Origin of the sequence: Actinopolymorpha sp. NPDC004070 (genome assembly GCF_040610475.1) — a bacterium.
GTDB lineage: Bacteria > Actinomycetota > Actinomycetes > Propionibacteriales > Actinopolymorphaceae > Actinopolymorpha.
The window spans coordinates 161,463-185,822 of the sequence record NZ_JBEXMJ010000006.1 but is presented as its reverse complement, the minus strand read 5'-3'; the positions used below and the strand labels follow the sequence as shown (position 1 = coordinate 185,822).

26 protein-coding genes are annotated in these 24,360 nt (G+C 72.2%); 13 read left to right on the top strand and 13 right to left on the bottom strand.

Annotation, left to right across the window (positions count from 1 at the left end; genetic code table 11):
- Positions 1–6: 6 nt before the first annotated feature.
- Positions 7–993: an alpha/beta hydrolase gene (locus tag ABZV93_RS13385; protein WP_354934430.1), complete on the bottom strand. Its 987-nt coding sequence runs from the start codon at positions 991–993 to the stop codon at positions 7–9.
- Positions 994–1,049: 56 nt separating this feature from the next.
- Between ABZV93_RS13385 and ABZV93_RS13380 the strand changes: the two genes are divergently transcribed.
- Complete coding sequence (locus ABZV93_RS13380) at positions 1,050–1,646, top strand: TetR/AcrR family transcriptional regulator (protein ID WP_354934427.1); 597 nt, start codon at positions 1,050–1,052, stop codon at positions 1,644–1,646.
- A gap of 186 nt (positions 1,647–1,832) precedes the next feature.
- Here ABZV93_RS13380 and ABZV93_RS13375 read toward each other — a convergent pair whose 3' ends face one another.
- The 3 genes from ABZV93_RS13375 to pgm all read right to left on the bottom strand — a co-directional run bounded on the left by ABZV93_RS13375 (position 1,833) and on the right by pgm (position 5,871).
- The gene (locus ABZV93_RS13375) at positions 1,833–2,801 is read right to left on the bottom strand and encodes a hypothetical protein (RefSeq protein ID WP_354934424.1); all 969 of its coding nucleotides are present in this window, start codon (positions 2,799–2,801) and stop codon (positions 1,833–1,835) included.
- Between the two features lie 260 nt (positions 2,802–3,061).
- Entirely contained in the window at positions 3,062–4,114 is a 1,053-nt protein-coding gene (locus tag ABZV93_RS13370) for a lipoate--protein ligase family protein (RefSeq protein WP_354934422.1), read from the bottom strand.
- Positions 4,115–4,224: 110 nt separating this feature from the next.
- Positions 4,225–5,871 carry a phosphoglucomutase (alpha-D-glucose-1,6-bisphosphate-dependent) gene (gene pgm, locus ABZV93_RS13365; RefSeq protein ID WP_354934419.1) on the bottom strand — a complete coding sequence of 549 codons (1,647 nt, stop codon included), beginning with the start codon at positions 5,869–5,871 and terminating at the stop codon, positions 4,225–4,227.
- Between the two features lie 203 nt (positions 5,872–6,074).
- Between pgm and ABZV93_RS13360 the strand changes: the two genes are divergently transcribed.
- The 3 genes from ABZV93_RS13360 (at position 6,075) to ABZV93_RS13350 (ending at position 8,367) form a co-directional block, all read left to right on the top strand.
- Positions 6,075–7,436 (top strand): MFS transporter, encoded by a 1,362-nt coding sequence (locus ABZV93_RS13360; protein WP_354934416.1) that lies wholly within the window; start codon positions 6,075–6,077, stop codon positions 7,434–7,436.
- Between the two features lie 176 nt (positions 7,437–7,612).
- On the top strand, positions 7,613–7,846 hold the full coding sequence (gene secG / locus ABZV93_RS13355; protein ID WP_092655586.1) for a preprotein translocase subunit SecG: 234 nt from the start codon (positions 7,613–7,615) through the stop codon (positions 7,844–7,846).
- Between the two features lie 164 nt (positions 7,847–8,010).
- Positions 8,011–8,367 carry an RNA polymerase-binding protein RbpA gene (locus ABZV93_RS13350; RefSeq protein WP_354934413.1) on the top strand — a complete coding sequence of 119 codons (357 nt, stop codon included), beginning with the start codon at positions 8,011–8,013 and terminating at the stop codon, positions 8,365–8,367.
- Between the two features lie 177 nt (positions 8,368–8,544).
- On the opposite strand, the gene ABZV93_RS13345 is transcribed toward ABZV93_RS13350, so the two are convergent.
- Positions 8,545–10,278: a family 10 glycosylhydrolase gene (locus ABZV93_RS13345; RefSeq protein ID WP_354934410.1), complete on the bottom strand. Its 1,734-nt coding sequence runs from the start codon at positions 10,276–10,278 to the stop codon at positions 8,545–8,547.
- Positions 10,279–10,345: 67 nt separating this feature from the next.
- Entirely contained in the window at positions 10,346–11,293 is a 948-nt protein-coding gene (locus ABZV93_RS13340) for an oxidoreductase (RefSeq protein WP_354934407.1), read from the bottom strand.
- A 157-nt stretch (positions 11,294–11,450) separates the two neighbouring features.
- Between ABZV93_RS13340 and ABZV93_RS13335 the strand changes: the two genes are divergently transcribed.
- Positions 11,451–12,122 carry an EcsC family protein gene (locus ABZV93_RS13335; RefSeq protein WP_354934404.1) on the top strand — a complete coding sequence of 224 codons (672 nt, stop codon included), beginning with the start codon at positions 11,451–11,453 and terminating at the stop codon, positions 12,120–12,122.
- A 40-nt stretch (positions 12,123–12,162) separates the two neighbouring features.
- Here ABZV93_RS13335 and ABZV93_RS13330 read toward each other — a convergent pair whose 3' ends face one another.
- Complete coding sequence (locus tag ABZV93_RS13330; protein WP_354934401.1) at positions 12,163–13,107, bottom strand: phytanoyl-CoA dioxygenase family protein; 945 nt, start codon at positions 13,105–13,107, stop codon at positions 12,163–12,165.
- 147 nt (positions 13,108–13,254) lie between these two features.
- Between ABZV93_RS13330 and rbsK the strand changes: the two genes are divergently transcribed.
- The gene (gene rbsK, locus ABZV93_RS13325; protein ID WP_354934398.1) at positions 13,255–14,289 is read left to right on the top strand and encodes a ribokinase; all 1,035 of its coding nucleotides are present in this window, start codon (positions 13,255–13,257) and stop codon (positions 14,287–14,289) included.
- A 30-nt stretch (positions 14,290–14,319) separates the two neighbouring features.
- Here the strand turns inward: rbsK and ABZV93_RS13320 are convergent, their stop codons facing one another.
- A complete protein-coding gene (locus ABZV93_RS13320) occupies positions 14,320–14,532 on the bottom strand; it encodes a DUF2277 domain-containing protein (protein ID WP_354934395.1) in 213 nt (70 codons plus the stop codon).
- 93 nt (positions 14,533–14,625) lie between these two features.
- Here ABZV93_RS13320 and ABZV93_RS13315 point away from each other — a divergent pair, with 93 nt between their 5' ends.
- Entirely contained in the window at positions 14,626–15,543 is a 918-nt protein-coding gene (locus ABZV93_RS13315; RefSeq protein WP_354934393.1) for an AraC family transcriptional regulator, read from the top strand.
- A gap of 151 nt (positions 15,544–15,694) precedes the next feature.
- Entirely contained in the window at positions 15,695–16,534 is an 840-nt protein-coding gene (locus ABZV93_RS13310; RefSeq protein WP_354934391.1) for a phytanoyl-CoA dioxygenase family protein, read from the top strand.
- Between the two features lie 21 nt (positions 16,535–16,555).
- Here the strand turns inward: ABZV93_RS13310 and ABZV93_RS13305 are convergent, their stop codons facing one another.
- Both ABZV93_RS13305 and ABZV93_RS13300 read right to left on the bottom strand, forming a co-directional pair.
- Positions 16,556–17,779, bottom strand: a complete 1,224-nt coding sequence (locus tag ABZV93_RS13305; protein ID WP_354934388.1) for a sialidase family protein — start codon at positions 17,777–17,779, stop codon at positions 16,556–16,558.
- A 14-nt stretch (positions 17,780–17,793) separates the two neighbouring features.
- A complete protein-coding gene (locus ABZV93_RS13300) occupies positions 17,794–18,747 on the bottom strand; it encodes a dihydrodipicolinate synthase family protein (RefSeq protein WP_354934385.1) in 954 nt (317 codons plus the stop codon).
- An 88-nt stretch (positions 18,748–18,835) separates the two neighbouring features.
- On the opposite strand from ABZV93_RS13300, the gene ABZV93_RS13295 reads away from it, so the two are divergent.
- From ABZV93_RS13295 to ABZV93_RS13285, 3 genes are all read left to right on the top strand, one after another.
- Positions 18,836–19,624 carry a FadR/GntR family transcriptional regulator gene (locus ABZV93_RS13295; RefSeq protein ID WP_354934382.1) on the top strand — a complete coding sequence of 263 codons (789 nt, stop codon included), beginning with the start codon at positions 18,836–18,838 and terminating at the stop codon, positions 19,622–19,624.
- 134 nt (positions 19,625–19,758) lie between these two features.
- Positions 19,759–20,631, top strand: coding sequence for an acyl-CoA thioesterase II (gene tesB, locus ABZV93_RS13290; RefSeq protein WP_354934380.1), 873 nt, complete (start codon positions 19,759–19,761; stop codon positions 20,629–20,631).
- A gap of 5 nt (positions 20,632–20,636) precedes the next feature.
- A complete protein-coding gene (locus tag ABZV93_RS13285; protein WP_354934378.1) occupies positions 20,637–20,936 on the top strand; it encodes a thiamine-binding protein in 300 nt (99 codons plus the stop codon).
- A 25-nt stretch (positions 20,937–20,961) separates the two neighbouring features.
- On the opposite strand, the gene ABZV93_RS13280 is transcribed toward ABZV93_RS13285, so the two are convergent.
- Positions 20,962–21,444 (bottom strand): GNAT family N-acetyltransferase, encoded by a 483-nt coding sequence (locus ABZV93_RS13280; protein WP_354934376.1) that lies wholly within the window; start codon positions 21,442–21,444, stop codon positions 20,962–20,964.
- Entirely contained in the window at positions 21,441–22,394 is a 954-nt protein-coding gene (locus tag ABZV93_RS13275) for a fused MFS/spermidine synthase (RefSeq protein WP_354934373.1), read from the bottom strand. Before ABZV93_RS13275 ends, ABZV93_RS13280 begins: the two co-directional genes overlap by 4 nt.
- A gap of 110 nt (positions 22,395–22,504) precedes the next feature.
- Between ABZV93_RS13275 and ABZV93_RS13270 the strand changes: the two genes are divergently transcribed.
- Together ABZV93_RS13270 and ABZV93_RS13265 are read left to right on the top strand one after the other, a co-directional pair.
- Positions 22,505–23,413 (top strand): arginase family protein, encoded by a 909-nt coding sequence (locus tag ABZV93_RS13270; RefSeq protein WP_354934370.1) that lies wholly within the window; start codon positions 22,505–22,507, stop codon positions 23,411–23,413.
- 51 nt (positions 23,414–23,464) lie between these two features.
- Positions 23,465–23,875: a hypothetical protein gene (locus ABZV93_RS13265; protein WP_354934367.1), complete on the top strand. Its 411-nt coding sequence runs from the start codon at positions 23,465–23,467 to the stop codon at positions 23,873–23,875.
- 56 nt (positions 23,876–23,931) lie between these two features.
- Here the strand turns inward: ABZV93_RS13265 and arfB are convergent, their stop codons facing one another.
- Positions 23,932–24,342, bottom strand: a complete 411-nt coding sequence (gene arfB / locus ABZV93_RS13260; RefSeq protein ID WP_354934839.1) for an alternative ribosome rescue aminoacyl-tRNA hydrolase ArfB — start codon at positions 24,340–24,342, stop codon at positions 23,932–23,934.
- Positions 24,343–24,360: the final 18 nt, after the last annotated feature.

The window sequence follows — 24,360 nt, the reverse complement described above, 5'->3', positions numbered from 1 at the left end:
CCTGCCTCACGGTGAGTCCCGGCCTTCCTGTGCGCTGATCAGGGTCGCGATGTCGGCGGCGATCAGGTCGGGGTACTCACCGTTGACGGCGTGGGAGGCGTCAGGGTAGACCCGGGTCGTGCCGTGGCGGAGCGCTCGACTCGCGGTGCGGGCGGCGACCTCGGGGTCGTGCATGACCGACCGGCCCGCGATGATCGCGAGCGTCGGCAGGTCGAGGGCGGCGAGTCGTTCCTCGCTGATCCGGCGGGGCTGCGGGAGCCTCAGCGTGTAGTGCCGCATCCCGGCCTCGATCATGGCCGCGACGGGGACGTCCTCGACCGGGGCGCCACCGGCAGTGTAGGAGTTGAATCCGTCCCGCCAGGACTTCGGCAACCAGGGCAGGGATGCCGGCAGGGAGCGGAGGATCGTCGCCACGGGCATCCCGGCGAACACGAACACCGGGTCGACCAGCGTGAGGGTGGCCAGGTGTTCGGGTCGGTGCAAGGCGAGGTTGACAGCGGTCCAGCCCCCGATGGACAGGCCGACGACGTGGAAGGACGTCTCCGGCAGCGCGTCGAGAGTCTGGTGGAGCCAGGCGGCCTGGTCGGCGTCGGTGCCGATCGGGCGTTCCTGAACGCTCATCCCGGGTTCGCCGAGCAGGTCGACGGTGTAGACGTCGCCGAGCCGGAGCAGCGACGGCAGGTTGCCGGCCCACACCGGGGAGCCCGACGACCGTCCGGGAAGCAGGACTAGCGGGGCCTTGGCGTTTCCCGTGCCGGCGAAGCGGTAGACGCGGACGACGCCGTAGTCGGTGCGTACGTCGACCGTCCGGGCCGGCTCGGGCAGCTCGGCGAACGCCGCGTCGTAGGCGGACCGGAACCGTGCCCGTCCCTCGGCGCCGTCCCAGTGACCCACCCGGGACCGGGATCGCACGGAGAGCGTGGTCGCGACCGCGCCGAGGGCTGTGCCCAGCAGCGCGAAACCTGTGCGCCGCCGCCTGCCGGTGTTCGTCATTCGCCGTATCCTGACCGCATGGTAAATATTTATACCCTACGGTAAGCTCGGCGGCTGTGGCGACGAGACGAGCAGGGGACCGCGACGACCGGGAGCTGACGCTGACCGAGCGGGCGCGCCGGGCGCAGCTGATCGACATCACGATCGACCGGGTCGCCGAGAAGGGCTATGCCGGCACGTCACTCGCGGGAATCGCCGAGGCCGCCGGCATCACGAAACCGGCGGTGCTGTACCACTTCGCGACCAAGGACGCCCTCGTGCGGGCCGCGTACGAGCAGGTGCTCCGTGCACTCACCGCCGAGGTGGCCGCCGCTACGGAAGCCGCCGGGGAGCTCGCGGCTCCGGCGGCCTACATCCGGTCGATGATCGGTCATATGCACGATCATCCGCGCCACACCCGGATGATCGTCGAGGCGGTCAGCCACGGCGGTGTGGAGCAGTCGGCCGAGGAACGCCGGCGTCCGCTGGCCCGGCTCCTCGACGTCGCCGCGCGGGCCCGCGGTCGCGGCGACGCCGACTCGCGGACGCTGGCGATCATCGTCGGCGGCGCCGTCGACGCCATCGTCTCCGAGCGGCTGCACGACGACGACTACGACACCTCGGGTGCGGCCGATCGACTCGTCGAGATGGTCGAGGCCGCCCTGGCGCCGTGACCGTCCCAACCGTCCCAATGCCCCCCACCAACGGTTCCCGCCCGGAACGCGAGCGGTGGCCGGGCCCACCGGACCCGGCCACCGCGTCTCACCGTCGACGTGACGGCTCCTGCTGGCTGAACCTGCTGTTATTTCAGGCACTTCCGCGGGTCAGTCGTTGCTCCGCCGTGTCGTACGGGGCAACCGTCACAGCTTCGCCTTGCCGGCCGCCTCGGCCTCGGCCTGCGCGTCGGCACGACGCTCCTTGACCTCACCGGACAGGTCGGCCTTGCGGTCCTGCGGCGCGGCCATCCGCATGGCGGCCGGAGCCTGCAGGTCCTCGAACTGACCCGACACGGTGCCACGGACGCGGTTGTTCTCACCGGTCGGCGCCGGGTCGTTCCCGGTACCGGACAGGTTGCCGCGCACGATGTTGTTGCTCACCACGACGGTCGCGGTGTTGTTGGAGATGTCCACGTTGCCGCCCCAGTAGCTGGCGCCGGAGCACGGAGCCAGCGGCCCGTCGGCGCCCAGCTGCAGGGTCTTGGAGTTGCCGGTGTAGCTGGCGTCCCCGTAGACCTCGCTCTCGCAGAAGACCGAGCCCTCCTCGTTGCCGGCGACCGTGAGCTTGCCGCCGACCGTGGAGTTGTACACGTCCACGTACCGCGTGCCCTGGCCGATGAGAGCGCCACCGACCTGAGCGCCGTCCAGAACGACCTCGCCCGGGACGGCGGCGTTGACGCGCCCGGTGACCTTGGAGTCGACGGCGTAGACGAACCCGTCGTTCTCAGAACCCTCCGGGGCCGTGGCGTTGACCGCGCCACCGACGTTGCTGCCGTAGAAGTACGAACCGAAAGCGTTGTTGGCCGTGACGTTCCTGATGATGGTGGAGTCGGTGGTGTCGATGTAGGCGTCCGCCGCCACGTTGACGGATCCCTTGAACGTCACACCTTCCACGATCAGGTCGGCACCGGCCCCGACCCGCACGTTGCCCTCGACGGTGGTGCCGTTGAGCCAGCAGGCCTTGCCTGCCGGAACAACCAGGTCGCCCGGAACGGTGACGGCACCGCCCTCGCCGACGCAGCTGGTCACCAGGTCGGCGTTGGCCGGCATCGCGAACGCGATCCCGCCGGCTGCGACCAGAGACGTCGCGGCGATTGCGCTTCGAAGCTTCATATGGTGCGGTCCTCCCCTGTCATTGGTGGTCGGTCCGCCCAGGAGGAACGCTCGACTGCAAGAAAAGTCCCCCGTACGGACCAACATCATCTTTCACGAAAGGTCCGCTGTGTGAAGCTTGGTTACGTGTGCTTCCGGAATCGGACGTTCTTTCCGCACCGACCGGACACCGTTCGGACATGTGCAGGCGTCGGTGAGCCCCGGCGCGGGTCGCCGGTGCCCTGCGTCCGCCGCGGCGGCGAAGACCTCGAGAGTGGCCGTCAGGGGATGCGTGCCGTCCATTCGGCGGTGCCGAACTTCGTCGCCACCAGGGCGGCCGCGGCGTCCTGCTCGGCCGCCGTCAAGGAGTCGTTGACAAGGCCGTAGCGCCGGCGGAAGTGCGCGACCATCCGGTCGACGATCTCCTCCCGCGGCAGCCCGGTCTGGCGCCGCAGCGGGTCCACCCGCTTGCCCGCGCTGGCCGTGCCCTTGTCGGACAGCTTCTCCCGGCCGATCCGCAGGACCTCCAGCATCTTGTCGGCGTCGATGTCGTACGCCATCGTCACGTGGTGGAGGACGGCTCCGGTGGTCAGCCGCTTCTGGGCCGCACCGCCGATCTTCCCGCCATCGGAGGTGATGTCGTTGAGCGGCTGGTACCACGCGCGGACGCCGAGGTCCTCGTTGAACGCACCGAGCACCCAGTCGTCGAGGTAGGCGTAGGAGTCGGCGAACGACATCCCGTCGATGAGCGAGGTGGGTGCGTACAACGAGTAGGTGATGGTGTTGCCCGGCTCGATGAACATCGCGCCGCCACCGCTGATCCGCCGGACCACCTCGATGCCGTGCCGCCGCGCGCCCTCGGCGTCGATCTCGTTGCGCAGCGACTGGAAGCTGCCGATCACCACGCAGGGCTTCGCCCACTCCCAGATCCGCAGGGTGGGCGGGCGGCGCCCGGCGGCGACGTCCACGGCCAGCACCTCGTCGACGGCCATGTGCATGGCCGGATCCTGCGGGCCCTCGTGGACCAGGTGCCAGTCGTGGTCGTGCCACTCGGTGGCCCGGGCCAGAGCGCGGCGGACCGCGATCGCCACCGCCTGGGCGGAGAAGCCGAGGAGTACGGCGTCGGGTCCGAGCCCGGCGTCCACGCGTTCGGCCAGCACCCTCGTGTCGGCGGTGGACGGAAGTCCGGTCAGGGCCGCGTTGATCGCGTCCAGCGCCTCGTCGGGTTCGAGGAAGAAGTCCCCGCTGACCCGGACGTTCGCCAGCATGCCGTCGGCGACGTCGAGGTCGACCACCACCAGCTTGCCGCCCGGCACCTTGTACTCACCGTGCACTTCGCCACCTGCCTGTCCTGTTCGCGGCCTGCGTCCACGGGCGTTGACACCACGGCCGACGTGGTGTCAACGCCGTTGGACGCTCGGGTCCTTCCCGTCGGCGCGTTCGGTCAGGCGCCCTCGAGGACGGCGTCGACGACCGCGCGCGCCTCCTTCTGCACCTCGGCCAGGTGCTCGGGTCCCTGGAACGACTCGGCGTAGATCTTGTAGACGTCCTCGGTGCCGGAGGGCCGGGCGGCGAACCACGCACTGCGCGTCGTCACCTTCAGGCCGCCGATCGGCGCGTCGTTGCCCGGCGCACTGGTGAGCTTGGCGGTGATCTCCTCGCCGGCGAGCTCGGTGGCGGTGACCTGCTCGGGCGCGAGCTTGCCGAGGGCCGCCTTCTGCTCGCGGTCGGCGGGTGCGTCCACCCGGGCGTACGCCGGGTCGCCGAACCTCGCCGTCAGGTCGGCGTAGTGCTCGCTGGGGGAGCGGCCGGTGACCGCCTGGATCTCCGAGGCGAGCAGGGCCAGGATGATGCCGTCCTTGTCGGTCGTCCAGACCGAGCCGTCGGTACGCAGGAACGACGCACCGGCGCTCTCCTCGCCACCGAAGCCCACCGAGCCGTCGAGCAGGCCCGGCACGAACCACTTGAAGCCCACCGGGACCTCCAGCAGGGTGCGGCCGAGGTCGCGGGCCACCAGGTCGATCATCGACGAGCTGACCAGCGTCTTGCCGACGGCCGCTCCGCCGGGCCAGCGGTCGCGGTGGCCGAACAGGTAGGAGATCGCCACCGCGAGGTAGTGGTTGGGGTTCATCAGCCCGCCGTCGGGGGTGACGATGCCGTGCCGGTCGGCGTCGGCGTCGTTGCCGGTGGCGATCTGGTACGCCTCACGCTTGCCGATCAGTGAGGCCATCGCGTGCGGGGAGGAGCAGTCCATCCGGATCTTGCCGTCCCAGTCCAGCGTCATGAAGCGCCACGTCGGGTCCGCGACCGGGTTGACCACGGTGAGGTCCAGGCCGTACCGGTCACCGATCTCGCCCCAATAGGCGACGCTCGCCCCGCCCAGCGGGTCCGCGCCGATCCGCACCCCCGCCGACCGGACCGCGGCGAGGTCCACGACAGCCGGGAGGTCGCGCACGTACGCGTCCAGGAAGTCGTACCGGTCGGTGGTGTCGGCGGCGCGCGCCCGGGCGAACGGGATCCGGCGCACGCCGGACAGCCCGGCGCCGACGATCTCGTTCGCGCGGTTCTGGATCCACTTCGTGACGTCGGTGTCGGCCGGCCCGCCGTTCGGCGGGTTGTACTTGAACCCGCCGTCCGCGGGGGGATTGTGCGACGGGGTCACGACCACGCCGTCGGCCAGGCCGTCGGTGCGGCCGCGGTTGTAGGTGAGGATCGCGTGCGAGAGCGCCGGCGTCGGGGTGTAGCCGTCGCGGGCGTCGATCAGCACGGTCACGTCGTTGGCCGCGAACACCTCCAGCGCGGTGGTCCACGCCGGTTCGGACAGGGCGTGGGTGTCCCGGGCGAGGAACAGCGGACCGGTGACGCCTGCGTTGGCGCGGTGCTCGCAGATGGCCTGGCTGACCGCGGCGATGTGGTCGTCGTTGAACGACAGCGAAAGGCTCGACCCGCGGTGGCCGGACGTACCGAAGGACACCTGCTGGTCCGCGACCCCGGCGTCGGGGTGGCCGGCGTAATAGGCGGTGACCAGGTGGGCGACGTCCACGAGGTCGGATTCCTCGGCGGGCTGCCCGGCACGTGCGTCGACACTCATCGGCTCGTCCCTCTCCTCGAACTTCTCGGACTTCCTCGAACTCGAACCCGGCGGTCAGCGGAGTCGCGCTCCGGCTGCACGGGTCCAGCCTGCCAGCAGGCGGGACACCGCAGGTGACGACCCGTCCACGCGCCTGGCTGGCATCGGCCAGCGCACCGAATCCCGGTGGCAAGCGGTGGGCGCAGACCGCAGAATGGCACCTCGTGACAGGTCCTCGTCCCACCGAGGCGGCACCGGGTGGGCGGGGTCCCACGGGCTGGCGCCGCCGACTCACCGCGCTGTGGCCCGATCTCACCCCGCTGCGCACCTCGCGCGACTTCCGCCTGCTGTGGATCGCCGGGACGGTGTTCTACCTGGGCGGCATGGTCAGCTACGTCGCGCTGCCGTACCAGCTCTACCACCTCACCGGCTCCAACTTCGCCGTCGGCGCGCTCGGCCTGGGGCAGCTGGTCCCACTGGTCGTGTGCGGGTTGTACGGCGGCGCGCTGGCCGACCGCGCGGACCGGCGCAAGGTCCTCGTCGGCACCGGCCTCGGACAGTGCCTGCTCACCTCCGTGCTCCTCGCCAACGCGGCCCTGGACCATCCGTCGGTGCCGGTGATCTACGCCGTGGGCGCGCTGCTCGCCGTGGCCCAGGCACTGCAGCGGCCGAGCCGGGAGGCGCTGGTGCCTCGGGTGGTCGGCCACGACCAGCTTCCGGCCGCGGTCGCCCTGAGCTCCATCGGCATCCAGGTCAGCATGCTGGCCGGTCCCACGCTCGGCGGGCTGATCCTGGCGTCCGGGGGAGCGGCCTGGGCGTACGCCGTGGACGTGGCGGGACTGGCCGTGGCCACCGCGATCTTCGCCGGTCTGCGGCCCTGTCCGCCGGTGGCGAAGGTGATCAGCTCCGGAATCGCGGCGACCGTACGCGAGATCGGTGACGGCCTGGCCTATGCCGTACGCCGCCGTGACCTGCTCGGCACCTACATCGTCGACCTCACCGCGATGTTCCTGGCGATGCCGACCGTGCTGTTCCCGGCGTTCGCCGCCGACGTGCTGCGTGAGCCCGCCGCGCTCGGCCTGCTGTACTCCGCCGGCACCGTCGGGTCGCTGCTGGCCACCGCGACCAGCGGATGGGTGGCGCGGGTGCACCACCACGGCCGCGCGGTGGTCCTCGCGGCCGCGACCTGGGGCGCGGCGGTGGTGCTCGCCGGGATGTCCCCGTCGGTGTGGCTCGCCGTGGTGGCCCTCGCGGTCGCCGGGGCGGCCGACATGGTGAGCGGGCTGTTCCGGAGCGTGATCTGGAACCAGACCATCCCCGACGAACGCCGGGGACGCCTCGCCGGGATCGAGATGCTGTCGTACTCCATCGGGCCGCTCGGGGGTGAGGCGCGCGCCGGCCTGGTCGCCGACGCGACCGGCGTGCGGACCGCGATCGTGAGCGGTGGCGCACTGTGCGTCCTCGGCGTGGGGCTGGTGGCGGCCTGGCTGCACGACTTCTGGAGGTACGACGACCGCACCGACGAGCACGCGATCCGCGAACGCGAGGTGCGCTCGGCCCGGGCCGCCGAGACGCCGGTCGGCTGAGGGCCGGGCCGCGTAGGCAAGGCGCGCTTGTCACCGCACGTGCCCCGCGCAAAACACCCGGGCGGTGCCGGGGGCGGCAACCTGCCCAGGTGTGTCGTAGTCTGGTTTCCTCGAAGAGAGCCGGTCATCGGCTCGGCTGACAATCGGCGCCGTCTGACAAAGGGGTTCACCGGAACGTGGTCACCGCGCTTTCGATCCTGTTGATCCTCACGAGCCTCGTGCTCGTGCTGCTGGTCTTGCTCCACAAAGGGCGGGGCGGCGGTTTGTCCGACCTGTTCGGTGGAGGGGTGACGTCGAGCCTGGGTGGCTCCTCCATCGCCGAGCGCAACCTCGACCGCATCACGGTCGGTATGGGCATCATCTGGTTCGCCTGCATCGTGGCGCTCGGTTTGTTGCTCAAGTTCAGCTAGTCTCCTCACACCCGATTCCAGCCAGGCTTCGCAGTTCCACCGGATTCACCAGACCCAGACCATCGACGTAACGCCCGACCGTTTCCTCGAATCCGATATAACGCCGATGTCAGCATCCATCCATCGGTCGGCACGTCAGTCATTCCGTACGAGGGAGATCGTCCGTGGCAAGTGGCAGCGCCATTCGAGGAAGCCGGGTCGGTGCCGGTCCGATGGGAGAGGCCGAGCGGGGTGACACCGCTCCACGCCGCCGCGTCACCTACTGGTGCGCCAACGGGCACGAGACCCGGCCGAGCTTCGCGATCGAGGCGCAGATTCCGGACTCCTGGGACTGCCCCCGCTGCGGTCTGCCGGCCAGCGTCGACTCCGGCAACCCGCCGCCGGTGCCGCGCAACGAGCCGTACAAGACCCACCTGGCCTACGTGAAGGAACGCCGCAGCGACGAGGAGGCCCGCCAGATCCTGGAGGAGGCCCTTCAGCAGCTGCGTGCCCGGGTGAGCCGGGGCGAAGTCATCCTCTGAGCCGACGAGCGGACCGATGGGTCCGCGTCTGCTCCAGGGAAGGTAGCCCCGGTCGAGCCGCCGCGTCAGATCGACGCGGCTCGCCCGGCTCGACGCCGAGCCTTCGGTCAGATACGCCGTCCCGGTGGCCGGCCGCGTGATCCACGCGGCCGGCCACCGGCCGTTCGGGAAGCCAGGTCAGCGCCGGACCGTGCGGCTGCGGCTCGGCTCGCTCTCGTGCTGGATCCGGTCGAGCGCGGTGACGACGTAGGTATAGGTCTGCCCCTTACTCGCCGTGGAGTCCAGGAAGGTCTGCCGTCCCGTTCCGGTGTCGCGGACCGTCGCCACCAGGCCGTGGGCGTCGGCGAGATCGCAGGCGTCCACCGGGCCTCGCCCGTCGAACCGGTAGACGGCGTACGAGGTGGGCGCAGGCTCGTCCGGCGGACGGGCCACCCAGGTCAGCCGGATCCCGTCCGCGACCGGCTCGGCGGCGGCCAGCAACGGCCGGGCGGGGGCGTGCCCGCCCAGCTGCTCGGCCACCGGAACCAGCGCGGGCCGGGAGTAGTGCTCGGCACGCACGATGTCCATGTGGTCCAGCCGGTTGGCCCGTACGTCCTTGGCGCTGAAGTACACGTCGCCGAGCACCTGCGGGTACTCGCGGTTGAAGGTGAGGTGCCGGCTCATCTCGTCCGGGTCGGACCACTCCGGTGACTGGGTGGACGTGCCGACCTTGTAGGTGGCCTGGCCGATGAAGAGCTGCACGTCGGTGCCCGCGACCTGCTCCGACCACCAGGGAACCAGCACGGCGTAGTCGGCCGGCGCGAAACCGATGCTCCAGTACACCTGCGGGACGATGTAGTCGATCCACTCCTCACGCACCCACTTACGGGTGTCGGCCGCGAGGTCGTCGTAGGTCTGTACTCCCGCCGTGGTGGCCGAGCCCTCGGGGTCGGTGGCCTGGTTGCGCCAGACCGCGAACGGGCTGACGCCGAACTTCACCCACGGCTTGGCGTCCTTGATCCGGCTGCCAAGCTCCTGGATCAGCAGGTCGATGTTGTTCCGCCGCCAGGACGCCTTGTCGGCGAAGCCGTCGCCGTACTGCTCGTACGTCGCGTCGTCGCCGAACGGCGTCGTGCCCACCGGATAGGGGTAGAAGTAGTCGTCGAAGTGGACGCCGTCGAGGTCGTACCTCCGCACCGCGTCCATGATCGCGTCCTCGCAGAACCGCCGGACCTCCGGGATGCCGGGGTTGTAGTAGAGCTTTCCGCCGTAGGACACGATCCAGTCCGGATGCACCCGGGCGGGATGGTCGGGAGTGAGGACGGACGGGTCGGTCCCCATGCTCACGCGGTAGGGATTGAACCACCCGTGGAACTCCAGGTTGCGTGCGTGCGCCTCCCGGACCGCGAACTCCAGCGGGTCGTAGCCGGGGTCGCGTCCCTGGGTGCCGGTGAGCCAGGAGGACCAGGGTTCGTACGGCGAGGGCCAGAACGCGTCGGCGGTGGGCCGGATCTGGACCACGACCGCGTTGAACCGGTTGCGTTCGGCGTCGTCGAGCAGGGCGCGGTATTCGGCCTGCTGCTCGGTGACGCTGAGCCCGGGACGGGAGGGCCAGTCGATGTTGGCCACGCTCGCGATCCACACGGCACGGAACTGCCGCTTGGGCACGCCCGGATCGGGCGCCGGGCAGCCGGCGGCGGTGCGCGTCGTCGTTCCGGTCGCCGTGGCCGCCGCCGCGGGGGAGGCACCGAGCGGGAATCCCCCGGACGCGGTGGCGAACGCGGCGGACAGCCCTCCACCGAGTACGCCGCGGCGGGAGACCGCTCGCCGCCGCAGCGGACCATGGCTGCCTGCGGAGGACTGGGCGGAGGACTGGGTGGACTGCTCGGAAGACTCGTCGGACGACTCGGTGAACCCGTACTGGTGGACCACGGAAACCCCCTCGGGCGACGGTGTTTCGAAGGAATTGTGCCGGGGAGAGTCATGGTGCGTCTATTGTTCACGGCGACGAATCCAGCTCGCCGAACGTGACGCCGGTGAGCTCCTCCGAGCGCTCCCACAACCGGGCCGCGGTCTCGGGGTCGTAGGCCTTCGCGGTCGCCTTCACCCTGGTCGGATGCCCGCGGGAGCCGCCGAAGGAGTCCGGGCCGAAGAACTCCCCGCCGCGCACGTCAGGCATCGTCGCGGCGTACAGCGTGGTCAGCGCGCCCTGGGCGGCGGGCTGGGCGACCATTCGGGTGACCGCCGCGCTCGCGTGCCGCACCCAGGCCCGGCGGCGGGCCTGCGCGGCGGCGTTCTGCAGGTTGGTGGCGGCGTACCCGGGATGGGTGGCCACGCTGGTCAGCGGCATGCTCGCCCGGTCGGCCCGGCGCTGCAGCTCGAACGCGAACAGCAGGTTGGCCAGCTTGCTCTGGCCGTAGGCCCGCCAGGGGCCGTACCGGTGTTCGGCCATCAGGTCGTCGAAGTCGATGGTGCCCATCGCGTGTGCCTGGCTGGAGACGGTGACCACCCGCGGCTCATCGGCGGCGCTGAGCGCGGTGAACAGCAGTCCGGTCAGCGCGAAGTGTCCCAGGTGGTTGACGCCCAGCTGCTGCTCGAACCCGTCCGCGGTGAGCGCGCGCGGTAGCGCCATGATGCCCGCGTTGTTGATCAGCAGGTCGAGCACCGGGTGCGCGGCGGTCACGTCGGTCGCGAACGCGCGCACGCTGCCCAGGTCACCCAGGTCGAGGGGGCGCAGCTCGACGTCGGGGCGGGCGAGCTCGCGCCGGATCCGGGCCAGCGCTGCCTCACCGCGCCGGGGGTCACGGCAGGCCAGCACCACGGTGGCGCCGTATCGCGCGAGCTCGAGCGCGACGTGGTAGCCGAGGCCGGCGTTTGCTCCGGTCACCACGGCGGTGCGGCCGGTGAGGCCGGGTATGTGGTCGGCGGTCCAGGACGGAGAACCCATGCGCTCATCATCGCGGTCGGCGCCGACATCCGCCCGGACGGGGCCGAACGGGAGGAAAGGGGGCGGAACAGGGAGGAATCGTCCACCGGCGGCTCGTGAGGGTGCCGCGAACGCGGCCGACTGGCGATGCTACGGCGATCAGGCATACTCGGGAGCTGTGAAGCTCCTCAGGAACAGCGCTGCCGGCAAGGCCTCCGACGTCGCGGTCGGCTATCTCATGCGTGCCGGCATCGACGGCGGCGGCGACCTCGCCTCGGCGAGCAAGGCCGCGGAGCGGGCGCTGGCCGCCAGCGACGACCCGGAGCAGGCCATCGACCGGATCGTCGCCATGCACACCAGGCTCGCCGCGGCCGGCGGGTTCGTCACCGGTCTGGGCGGCTTTCTGACCCTTCCGGTCGCCCTCTCGGCCAACGTGGTGGGCTTCTACGTCGTCGCCACCCGGATGGTCGCGGCGATCGCCGCGGTACGCGGCCACGACATCAGCCACGACGCGGTCCGTACGACCGTGCTCCTCACCCTCACCGGCAACGACTCCAGCACGGTGCTGTCCAGGGCCGGGATCGGCGTGAACGGCATCGCCGCGGCCGCCCTGCAGGGTGTGTCCCCGGCGGCGCTGATGATGGTCAACAAGGCGGTGGCGTTCCGGCTGTTCGCTCAGGTCGGCCAGAAGAGCCTCGCCCGGCTGGGCCGCGGGGTGCCGGTGGTGGGTGGCGTCGTCGGCGGCGCCTTCGACGCGATGCTGATGCACCGGATCGCCTCCCACGCCCGGATGCACTTCCCGCAGGCGCCGCGCGAGCTCGGCGCCGACCAGGCCGCCGAGCGCGGCTGAGAGCCACGTCAGGGCGAGTCGCTCAGCGGGGTGGGCCGCCTCAGCAGATCAGGCCGCGCTTGCTGGCCGCTCCGTGCGCGGTCGGGCTCGCACCCACCCAGCGCGGGTCGGCCGGCTCGGTCGCCCGTTGGTACCGCAGGTCGCAGGAGAGCCGCACGCGGGTCGAGGTGTTGTCCAGGCTTCCGTGCAGCGTGTACATCGGGAACGTCACCACGTCGCCCGCGGCGTACTCCCCGGTGACCCAGCGCAGGCCGAGGTCGGCGCGCAGCGCCACCGGGTCGGGGGAGAAGACGCCGTTCCACCCCCAGCGCCCTTCCCGCGCCAGCTCGGCCGCGTCCTCGTCGTTCTCGCAGTAGGCGTCGACGTCGCGGGTGTGGTAGTCCCGGCGTACGCTCTCCAGCCGGTTCGACCCCTCCAGCAGCATCAGCCCGCCGAGCCGCAGGTCGACGTCGCCGAGCGGGACCCACGCGGTGAGAAGGTTCGGTGTACCGCGGTTCATGAACACGCTGTCGCCGTGCGGTGCGGTGCCACGGCCCGGGCGGACGGCCCGCAGCCAGGTGTAGTCGTAGTGGCGTACCGGCTCGCCGTACAGCCGCTCGTACAGCCGGACCATCGCGCCCGCGTACAGCACCCGCGACAGCGGTTCGCTCGCCTTGGCGAGGTCGTCGAAGATGCGGTTGTGCTGGCTCGGACCGGGCACGGCGAGCATCGGGTCGGCTTCGGGGTCCAGGATGCCCTCACCCGCCAGCGAGGTCGCGATGTCGCGACGGGCGGCGAGCACCTCCTCGCGGTCGAGATATCCGGGGAGGTACAGATAGCCGTCGGTGTCCAGCCGGCGCCAGAGCTCGTCCGGGTCGTTCACTGCGTCGTCGGAACGCCGCAACGGTCCGAGCGCGTCCGGACTCGGCTGCAGCGTGCGGTCCTGGGCGCGCAGCGGCGGCAGCTCCGCGGTCGCGAGGGACGAGGTGGTCGAGGCGGTCGCCATGTCGGCTCCTCCGTTGGCCAAAGAGACGGGCACTCCCGGACGCGCGGGTTTCCCGCCGCGGGTGCCACCACCAGAATGGTGGGCACCGACGGCGAGCGGCAAGGCTCGGCAGTGATGCGACCGGCTGTGGTCGCGCGGGGAGGCCGGATGGGCAGGGCCCGGGTGTGCGTGCTCGGCAGCGCCAACATGGACCTGGTGGTGTTCGCCGAACGCGCGCCGGAGCTGGGGGAGACGGTCGCCGGCCGGCGGTTCGTCACCGTGCCCGGCGGCAAGGGCGCCAACCAGGCGATCGCGGCCGCGCGCGCCGGCGCCGACGTCACGATGGTCGGGTCGGTCGGCGACGACCCCTACGGCCGGCAGTTGCGGGCGGTGCTCGACGACGCCGGCGTGGACACCAGTGCGCTGGCGGAGGTGGCCGAGACCACGGGCACGGCACACATCCTGGTCGAGGACGGCGGCGACAACTCGATCGTGGTCGTGCCCGGCGCGAACGGCACGGTCCACGGCCCGGCCGCAGGCCTGGACGAGGCGCTCACCGGTGCGCAGCTCCTGCTGCTCCAGCTGGAGTTGCCGCTGGACGCGGTGCTCACCGGCGCGAAGGCGGCGCGGGAGCGCGGTGTCAGGGTCGTCCTGACGCCGGCGCCCGCCCAGCCGTTGCCGGCGGACCTGCTGGAGTACGTCGACCTGCTGGTGCCCAACGAGCCGGAGGCGCGGCTGCTGACCGGGAAGGACGACGTGGAGTCCGCCGCGCGGGCACTGGCCGAGGTCGTCCCCGAGGTCGTGGTCACCCTCGGCGCCGACGGGGCCCGGTGGCTGCGCCGGGACGGAGCGGGCGCGCACGTGCCCGCACCGTCGGTGCGGGCACGCGACACCACAGCGGCCGGCGACACCTTCGTGGGGACGCTGGCGGTCGCGCTCGGCGAGGGCCGGCCGATGGAACAGGCTCTGCGATGGGCGACCGCCGCGGCCGCGCTGTCGGTGGGACATGAGGGCGCGAGCACCTCCATGCCGGCCCGGGCGCGGATCGAGGAGTTCGGTGCCCAGACGTTCGGAGCCGAGGAGTTCGGAGCCGAGGAGTTCGGAGCCGAGGAGTTCGGAGCCGAGGAGTTCGGAGCCGAGGAGTCCGGTGCCGAGGAGTCCGGTGCCGAGTCCTTCGGCGGCGAGGCGCCCGGCGGGCGGTGATCCGGTGATCCGGAACCCTCGGGCCCCGGCTCAGACCCGGCCGCGGACGACCAGCCCGTCCAGCAGGTCCTGGGTGGCCTTGGCGACCGCCTCCACCGCGGCGTCGAAGGCCTCGGCGTTGTGGGCGGCCGGGGCGCGGAACCCGGAGATCTTCCGGACGTACTGCAGCGCGGCGGCGTGCACGTCGGTGGACGTGGCGGACTCGACGTACGGCGCCCGCAGGGTCTTGATGCTTCGGCACATCGGCTTCTCCTCGCACTCGACGCCGTCCAGTCAACCACCGACCACCCCCGGGCCCGGAGTCCGTCGCGGCCGGCGGCGAGGGACGATCGCCGTATGAGCCCCGGGGACGACCCACACGACGCGCCCGGATCGCCGGACCCGCGCGAGGAACGCGACCCGGACGATCCGCGCGTCACCCCGCCGCTGCTGGACTTCGTACTCGCGAACGCGCAGATCCGGGCCGTGGGGGCCATGGGCTCACGGCAGGTCCGCGACAACGGCTACACGCTCGAACGGCGGACCGTGCCCGACTACAACCTGATCTTCGTGCGGCAGGGCAGGGTGACCTGGGTCCTCGGCGACGAACCCGTTCCGCTCGCCGCCGGCGACCTGCTGGTCGTCCCGCCCGGCGTGCCGCACCACGCCGCGCCGATGAGCCGGCGCGTGGTGCTCGGCTCGCTGCACGTGGAGGCCTCGCTGGCCGGCGGCCAGGACGTCTTCGACCTGCTGCGCCCGCCCCGTGTCCGTTCGGTGCGGCCCGGCACCCGGCTGGCCGGGCACCTGCGTTCGGCGATCGCCGAGTGGGACCGCGACCCCCGGCTGACCCGGCTCACGCTGCCCGCCTGGGCTCAGCTGGTCACGCTGGAACTGCTGGTGCACGACGCCGAACTCGGCCTGCTGCGGCCCCGCCCGGTCGACCCGGTGGTCGCCTGGGTGCTGGACGAGCTCACCGAACGGATCGGACGGCGGACCACGCTGGACGACCTGGCCGGCAGGTCCGGGTTCAGCGGGCAGCATCTGAACCGCGTCTTCGGCCGGGTGCTCGGCGTCACCCCGCTGCAGTACCTCACCCGGTTGCGGCTGGACCGGGCGGCCACCATGCTGACCGACCGGCAGTTGACGATCAGGGCGGTCGCCCGCGAGGTCGGTTACGACGACCCGTACTACTTCAGCCGGGCGTTCCGGTCGCGGTTCGGCCGCAGCCCGTCGGAGTACCGCCGCCTCCTGGACCCGGTGAGCCAGTCCGGCTGAACGGTGGCCGGCTCCGGCCGGTCGGTGGGCGCCGAGGTTCAGATTGTCCATCCCGGCATTCACCGCATCCATTCCGCCGTGCGTGCCCCGGGCCTAGCGTGACGGAAGTTGCCGGAGAAGCCGGAGAGCCGGAACTAAGCCAAGGAGAGCAATGACCGCAACGACTGGCCTGGTCACGACCGTCACCCCCGAGCAGTGGGACTTCTACGACGAGAACGGCTACGTGGTCCTCGGCCGCGTCCTGTCCGACGAGGACCTGTCCGGACTGCGTGACCGGATCGACGACATCATGCTCGGCCGGGCCGCGATCGACTACGACCGGCTGCTCATGCAGCTCGACAGCCGCAACGGCGCCTACGCCGACGCCGGGAAGCAGTCCAAGGGCTGGAAGGGCGCGACGCTGGACTACCGCAAGATCCAGGACCTCGAGTTCGACCCGCTGTTCCTGTCCTACCTCCGGCGGCCGTTGTTCGAGGAGATCTGCCGGCAGACCTACGGCGACATTCCGGTCTCGGCGTTCCGGGCGATGTTCATGAACAAGCCGGCCCGCCAGGGCACCTTCCTGCCGTGGCACCAGGACCGCTGGGCGTTCCTCGACCGCGACCCGCTGATCACGGTGTGGACCGCGCTGGACCCGGCCACGGTCGCCAACGGCTGCGTCCAGGTGATCCCGGGCAGCCACAAGCAGGGCCTGATCAACCCCGAGCACGGGTCCGGCTTCCTCACCGAGGAGCAGGCGAAGGAGCACTGCCTGCCGGAGAAGGTGCACCACCTCGAACTCCAGCCGGGGGAGGCCGTCCTCCTGCACAACTGGCTGGTGCACTCCTCCGACGTCAACACCACCGACATTCCCCGCCGCGCCTTCAGTGTCTGCTACATGGACGCGCGCACGAAGCACACGAAGGGCCGCGAGGAGTACTCCCTGGTGTTCGGTGACGGCGCGTTGACCCCGGAGGGCCTCACACCGGGCAGCCCGGTCGCCACGGCCTGAGTCCCGCCCGGGCGTGGACCGTCACAGGGCCCGGACCGGCACGCGGACGAACCTGATGCGTTCGTACGCCGACCGCTCGCCCGCCTCGTGCAGCACCCCGATCTCGGCGCGCCCGGTGTCGGTGCCGGTGTCCGCGCCGCTGTCTGACCCGGTGGCTGCGCCGCTGCCGAGGAGGGCGAGGTCGGAGTAGGCCGCCGGCCCGGGCCAGACCACCGCCGAACGCGCCCAGGTGCGGCCCGCGTCGGCGCTCACCCGCAAGGTGAGGTTGCGCCGCTCGCGTACGTCGTCCGGACCGGAGAACACCAGCAGGCCCGGCCGCCCGTCACCGGCATCGTCGGCACCAGGTGCCGAACACGCCAGCACCGAGCACTGCACGACCGGCGCGACCAGCCCCGTCACCTGGGAGTACGGCCGGTCGAACTCCTCCCCACCGGACGAGCTCCACGCGTGCGCCCGGGTCGCCGGGCCGCCACCGCCACCGCCACCGCCACCGCCGCCACCGCGGCTCCCAGCGGCCTGGTTGCGGGTGGCGGCGTAGACCCTGCCGTCGGGGAGCTCGGCGGCGGCCGTCTCGTTCGGCCTGATCTCCCCGGTGCCCGAGGCGCCGAGAGAACCACCCGGGTCGACGGCCCCGATCCGCCACGAGAGGCCGCCGTCGTCGCTGAGCAACAGGTGCCCGCCGTAGCCGGTGCCGGGCGCGGAGTGGTTGGCGGGTACGACCAGCCGGCCGGCGAACTCGCCCGTCCGCAGCGCCACCCCGTGTCCCGGGCCGGTGGCGTACCACCGCCAGTCCGGGCGCTTCGTCGTCCCGGTGACGTCGGCCGGCGCGCTCCACGTCCGGCCCGCGTCGGTACTGCGCTGGACGCGCACCCGGCGGCCCTCCCGCGGGCCGACGCGACCGGCGAGGATGCGTTCCTCGCTGGCGTCCGCGGCCGCGCAGGTGCTGAGCAGAACGACGTCGCCGGTGGCCGGATCCACCACCGGGCAGGGGTTTCCGACGGTGAGATCGTCGCCGGCGCCGACCACCCTGAGCGGGCCCCACGTGCGGCCAGCGTCGGCCGACCGGCGGAGTACGAGGTCGATCCGGCCGGCGTCGCCGGTGCCGTCCCGACGGCCCTCGGCGAACGCCAGCAGCGTCCCGTCGCCGGCGAGCACGAGCGCCGGGATCCGGTACGTGTGGTAGCCGTCGGTCCCGGCCTCGAACACCGTCGCGCCCTCCACCGCGTCCTGCGCCGTGTCCTCCACCGCGGTCGTCCCGGTCAGCACAGGCCGGCGCGTTCGAGGTGGCCGAGCACGGCGGCCTTCTCGGTGGCGTCCAGCCCGATCATCGGCCGGCTCGTGGTGCCGGAGGCGAGCACGCCGCGGTGGACCAGCGCCGCCTTGAACGCGCCGATCGCTGCGGAGTAGCGCCCCATCCGGGCCGGGTCGCCGACGCCGATCATCCCGAACAGCGCGCGGAGGCGTTCCTGCTCGGCGGTGGCGGCGGCCCAGTCGCCGCGGCGGGCGGCGTCGTACAGCCGGACGTACCCGTGCGGGTCGACGTTGCCGAGGCCGGGGACGATCCCGGCACCGCCGGCCAGCAGGGCGAGGTCGGCGTGGGTCTCCGAGCCGGTGAACGCCGCGAATCCCGGCACCCGCGCGGTGGCACCGCATGCGGCCCGGAACCCGTCGACGTCGCCGCTGGAGTCCTTCAGCCCGCTGAGTACGCCGTCCGCCGCGAGTTCGGCCACCAGGTCGGTGGGCAGCTTGGTGTGCACCGCGCTCGGGATGTCGTACGCCAGCAGGGGCAGGTCCACCGCCTCCCGGACGGCCCGGAAGTGGACCGCGATCTCGGCCGGGTGGGTGGGTGCGTAGAACGGCGCGGTGGCGACCAGGGCATCGGCGCCGAGCCGGGCCGCGGTGCGGGCGTGGGCGAGCACCCGGTCGGTGGTCAGGTCGATGGTGCCGGCGACCACCGGGACCTGGCCGGCGACGATCTCCACGACCGCGGACAGCACCCGGGCGCGGCGGTCGTCGGTGAGGTAGGCCGTCTCGCCCGTCGACCCGCCCACGAAGAGCCCGGCCACGCCGGCCTCGAGCAGGAAGCCGCAGAGGCGTTCGAGGGACGCGAGGTCGAGTTCGCGGTCCGGGGTGAGCGGGGTGCACACCGGCGGGATCACGCCCCCGGTGACAGCGCGGGGCGACTGTTCGGGCTGGGCGGGCTGAGCGGGCACGGCACTCCTGAGACATGGGACATGGGATGTCTGATGATCCAGCGTTACGCTAGCCGAGGTTCGTCCCGATCCGAAAGGCGTGCACTCCATGGCGGACAACGACCGGCCCAGCGATCGGCCCAGCGATCGACCCAGCCGTGGCGGCGAGCACGGCCAGGACGGGCGGCGGGACGCGCACGTTCGCCGGCCCCGGCGGGGCCGGCACCTGGAGGAACGCATCGTCGACCTGATTCTCGAGCAGGGCCTGCCGGCCGGTTCGCCACTCCCGGCCGAGCCGGCCCTGGTCGACACGCTGGGCGTGAGCCGCAACTCCGTGCGGGAAGCCCTGCGGGCGTTGCACACGCTCGGCATCGTGGACATCCGGCACGGCTACGGCACGTTCGTGGGAAGCGCGCCGCTGACCGCGGTGACGCCGGGCCTGCTGTTCCGTACCCGCCTGCGGGTGCGCGACGATCCCGGCGCCCTCGCCGACCTGGTGGAGGTACGCGAACTGCTCGAGCTCGGCCTGATCGAACAGGTCGCCGGCACGGTCGACGAGGCCCTGCTCGCGTCCCTCGACCGCGCGGTCGAGGCGATGGCGGAGGGTGATCTCGCCGTCGCCGACCGGCGTTTCCATGAGGCGTTGTACGCGCCGGTGGCCAACGTGCTCGCCATCCAGCTGATCTCGGTGTTCTGGGACATCTACCACCAGGTGGCCGAGGAGCTGGAACAGGCGCCGGTCGACCGGGTGCGGGTGGTCCAGGGGCACCGCCGGGTGGTGGAGGCGCTCCGGTCGGGCGACCCGGCGCAGTCGCGCCGGGCCATGCGCGACCACTTCGCCGACCTGCGCGAGCGCGTCCGGCAGCTGACGGCGGCCGTCGACTCCGAGCCTCGCTGAGCCCATCCAGCGCCGGCACGGGCCGCGGCGCGTGCGGTCACCGCGGCCCTCGCACCCACCACCGGTCCGACCAACGGACAGGCGGCGTCCGCCCGAGGTGGGGACACGGCTCGGCCAACTGGCACGATGTGGCCGTGCCCCGATCTCTCGACGAACTCCGCGACCTGCTCGACCTCGAGAAGATCGAGGACAACCTCTTCCGCGGCCGGCAGCCCGAAACCAGGCTCCAGCGGGTGTTCGGCGGCCAGGTCGCGGGCCAGGCCCTGGTGGCGGCCAGCCGCACCATGGGGCGCGACCGGGCCGTGCACTCCCTGCACGCGTACTTCCTGCGCCCGGGCGACACCAGCGTGCCGATCGTCTACGACGTCGAGTGCACCCGCGACGGCCGGTCGTTCAGCACCCGGCGGGTGGTGGCGCGCCAGCACGGCCGGACGATCTTCTACATGTCGGCCTCGTTCCACGTTCCCGAGCCCGGCTACGAGCACCAGGACGCGATGCCGGACGTGCCCGACCCGGAGCGGTGCCCGACCCTGGGCGAAGTGCTGGAGAAGGTGTCCGGCCGGCCCAGTGCCGCGTGGGCCGAGGAGTGGGCCGCGCTGGACGTGCGGTACGCCGGAGACTCCGCACGTGGCGGGGTGCCCGCTGATCCGGAGCACCCTGCCCGGGCCCGGGTGTGGCTACGGGCCGCGGGCACCCTGCCCGACGACCCGGTGCTGCACAGTTGCGTGCTCGCGTACGCCAGCGACCTCACCCTGCTCGGCGCGACCCTGGTGCCGCACGACACCCACATCGGCGCGCCCGACCTGCAGACGGTTTCGCTGGACCACGCGATCTGGTTCCACCGCGCCTTCCGGGCCGACGAGTGGCTGCTCTACGACCAGGTCTCCCCGTCGGCGGCGGACTCGCGCGGCCTGGCCACCGGGCGGCTGTTCACCCCGGACGGCTCGCTGGTCGCCTCCGTGGTCCAGGAGGGGTTGATCCGGCAGGTTCCGCGTACGGAAAAGTAGGACCCATGATTGTGGCCTTCAGCATCAGTCCCGCCAGCGGAGCAGACGACGGCAGCGTGAGCGAGGCGGTCGCCGAGGCGGTCCGGGTCGTCCGCGAGTCCGGGCTGCCGAACGAGACCAACGCGATGTTCACCAACATCGAGGGGGAGTGGGACGAGGTGATGGCGGTGGTCAAGCGCGCTGTCGACGTCGTGGCCGCGACCTCGCCCCGGGTCGGCCTGGTCCTCAAGGCCGACATCCGTCCCGGCCACACCGGCGAGCTCACCGGCAAGGTCGAACGCGTCGAGCGGCTGCTTTCCGACTGAGGCCGACCCTGGCTCGACGAGCGACCTACTCGTCGAGCACCAGGACGAACTCCGGCACCTCCGCGCCGCGGCCGTTGGCGAAGCCGCGGGCCTCTCCGCACCTTCGGAACCCGCACCGCTCCAGCACCCGCAGTGAGGCGGCGTTGTCCTGCACCGTGCGGGCGTGCAGCGGGCGGACCGTCACCTCGGTCAGCAACTCCCGCAGCGCCCGGGTCGCGATGCCGCGACCCCAGTGTTCGCGGCCGAGCCAGTACGTGACCTCGGTGCTGCCGGCGTACTCGAAGCTCGCCACGTGCCCCGCGACCTGCCCGTCGGCGAGGATCGTCCGCACGGTGCCGGTCGGGTTGGTCCGGATGCGCTGCCAGCGGGTCTCGAACGCGTCGCGGTCGCTGGGATCGGCCGGGGTGAACGCCGCCATCCGGATCGCCTCCGGGTCCTGCATGTGGACGAAGAAGTACGCAAGGTCGGCATCCTCGACCGTACGCAGCCGAACGTCCGGTGCCGTCATGCCCACGTGTCCTCCGTACGCTCTCGCGGTGGCTCGCCCTCGGTGAGGTCGTCCTCGACGATCTTGTCAGGCTCGGCCGGGTCGCGCAGCGGCCGCAGACCGGCGACGAGTTCGGCCACCCGGTCCGGCAGCACCAGCCGGGCCCGGACCGCACCCGAGGCCAGCCGGCGGGTGAGCCCGTCCAGCGGCAACTCGGCGTTGGAGGCCAGCAGGAGCACGTTGCCGTACCTGCGGCCGCGCAGCTGTGACGGCTCGGCGATGAGCGCCACGTGGGCGAACACCTCCCGCAGGGTGGCCGCCTCCGCGCGGGCGTGGCGTTGCTCCGTACGGTCGGCGACGTTGGCGACGTAGACGCCCGACGCGTCCAGCACCCGCACCAGCTCGTGCGCGAACTCCAGCGTGGTCAGATGCCCGGGCACCCGGTTGCCGGTGAACGCGTCCCGGATCACCACGTCCTGGGAGCCGTCCCGCAGCGACGCCAGGCCGGCGCGGGCGTCACCGGTACGCACCCGGATACCGCGGTCGCGTACGAGCCCGAAGCCTTCCCGCACCAGGTCGACCAGAGCGCCGTCGATCTCGAACACCACTTGCCGCGAGCCCGGCCTGGTGGCGGTGACATAGCGGGCGAGGGTGCAGCCGGCGCCGCCGAGGTGGGTGACCCGCAGCGGGCCGGACGGCAGGTGGTCCAGGATGTCGCCGGTCCAGCGGACGTACTCGAAGTCCAGCCGGGTCGGATCGCCCAGGTGGACGTAGGAGCTCGGGACGCCGTTGACGATCACGAACCACCCGCCCGGGTCCCCCGGGTCGGCGGTGAGGGTGACCTCGCCGGTGTCGATCGGGTGGGTCCCGGCGGGAACGGCGGACCTGGCTGATCTGGCGGACTGTGCGGAACCAACCTGGTCGCGGTTGGTGGCACGCCGGGTCCGGGCGGGTGGTCGGCGGTCGGGCACACCTCAGCCTCGCACGCCGCCCGGCGGCCCGCCGGAGGGGGCCGCGACAGGCGCCGGCGTTCGAACGCAAGCCGACGTTGACAGCGGTTCCGGACGGTTACGATCGCGCCATGGGCAGGATCTGCGTCCTGGACGCGCCGTCCAACCTCGGTCTGGCGATGCCCTCGCCCGGTGTCGTGCCCGGCTGCTACAAGCTGGCCGGTGCCCTGCGCGACAACGGCCTGGTGGCCCGCAGCCGCGCCACCGACGCCGGCTGCGTCGTGCCGCCGCGCTACGACGTCACCGGCTGGAAGCCCGGCGACGGGGTGATCAACGCCGCTGCGATCGCCGACTTCACCCGCCGCCTGGCCGACAGGCTGAGCGTACGACTGGCCGACGGCGACTTCCTCGTCGTGCTCGGCGGTGACTGCAGCATCCTGCTCGGCCCGGCACTCGCCCTGCGCCGGCACGGCCGGCACGGCCTGGTGTTCGTCGACGGCCACTCCGACTTCCGCCACCTGGGCGACGGCGCGGACTACGTGGGTGCCGCCGCGGGGGAGGACCTCGCGCTGGTGACGGGCCGGGGGCAGGACGACCTCGCCGACATCGACGGCCTGGCGCCGTACGTCCGCGACCGGGACGCCGTGGTGCTCGGCATCCGGGACAACGACGTCCACCTCACCGAGCTCGCCGACCTCGGCATACCGGTCCGGACCGCCCTCGCCATCCGGGCCGAGGGCGCCCGGCGGATCGCCAGCCAGACGGTGCGGTACCTGCGCGAACTGGACGGGTTCTGGGTGCACGTGGACGCCGACGTCCTCGACCCCCTGGTGATGCCGGCCGTCGACTCGCCCTGCCCCGGCGGGCTGGAACACTCCGAGCTCGCCGCGCTGCTCGGCCCCATGCTGGCCGACCCGCGCTGCCGCGGACTGGACGTCACGGTCTTCGACCCCGACCTCGACCCCGGCGGCACCCTCGCCGAAAGGTTCACCGAGACGATGGTGGAGGCGCTCGCCGGCCGGGCACAGGCACAGGACTGAGGCCGCCGGCCGTGGGACACTGCCGGTAGCCGATCAGCGGAGGTGGGCCACGTGGCCGGCAAGGGAAAGTTCACCAGGAGCGTGATCAACTACGCCGTGAAGTACGGCCCGCTGGCCTACGAGGCGGTCAAGCACGGACGCGAGCCGGCCCAGCGCGCCGTCACCAACGCGCTCGCCCGCCAGGGCAACCGCCGGCAGGCGCTGAAGCACGCCGGGACCGTAGTCGACGGCTCGGTGCTGCGGGTTTTTCATCGGGGTGAGCAGGTGTGGGTGGTGTTCGCGGGGGAGTCGCCGATCGCGTCCTACCCCGACGTCGACCGGCCGCTGGCCGAGCTCCTCGAACACGCCGACCTGAACCGACGCGTCCGGCCGGGTGAGGAGTCGACCTCCCGACTGCCGGCAGGTCTGCCCGTACGGGTGCCGGACGCCGTACGCAAACTGCTTCCTCGCCGGCGCGACTGAGCCCGCTCGCTCGAGCGCCGGGGCGCGTACGGGCGGCCCGACCGACCGGCCACCCGTCAGTAGTCGGGCCGGCGGCGCATCCGCTTGACGTCGCTCTGCCGCTTCTTTGACGACAGCCGGCGTTCCACCGAACCGCGGGACGGGCGGGTACGCCGGCGCGCCTTCGGCGGGGGCGCGAGCGCCTGCTCGAGCACCATCCCGAGCCGGGCCAGCGCCGCGCGCCGGTTGGCCAGCTGGGACCGGTGCTCGGACGCTGTGACGGTGAGTACGCCGTCCACCAGCCGGTCACCGAGCCGGGCGGTGGCCCGAGTCCGTGCCGCCTCGCTCAGCGCGGGTGAGTGCGCCATGTCGAACGACACGCTGGCCCGGGAGTCGGTGGTGTTGACGCCCTGCCCGCCGGGTCCACTGGCCCGGGAGAATCGCCAGGTCAGCTCGCCCGGGTCGAGGTCGAGCGGCCCCACCCGCAGGGAGCCCGGCGCCATCAG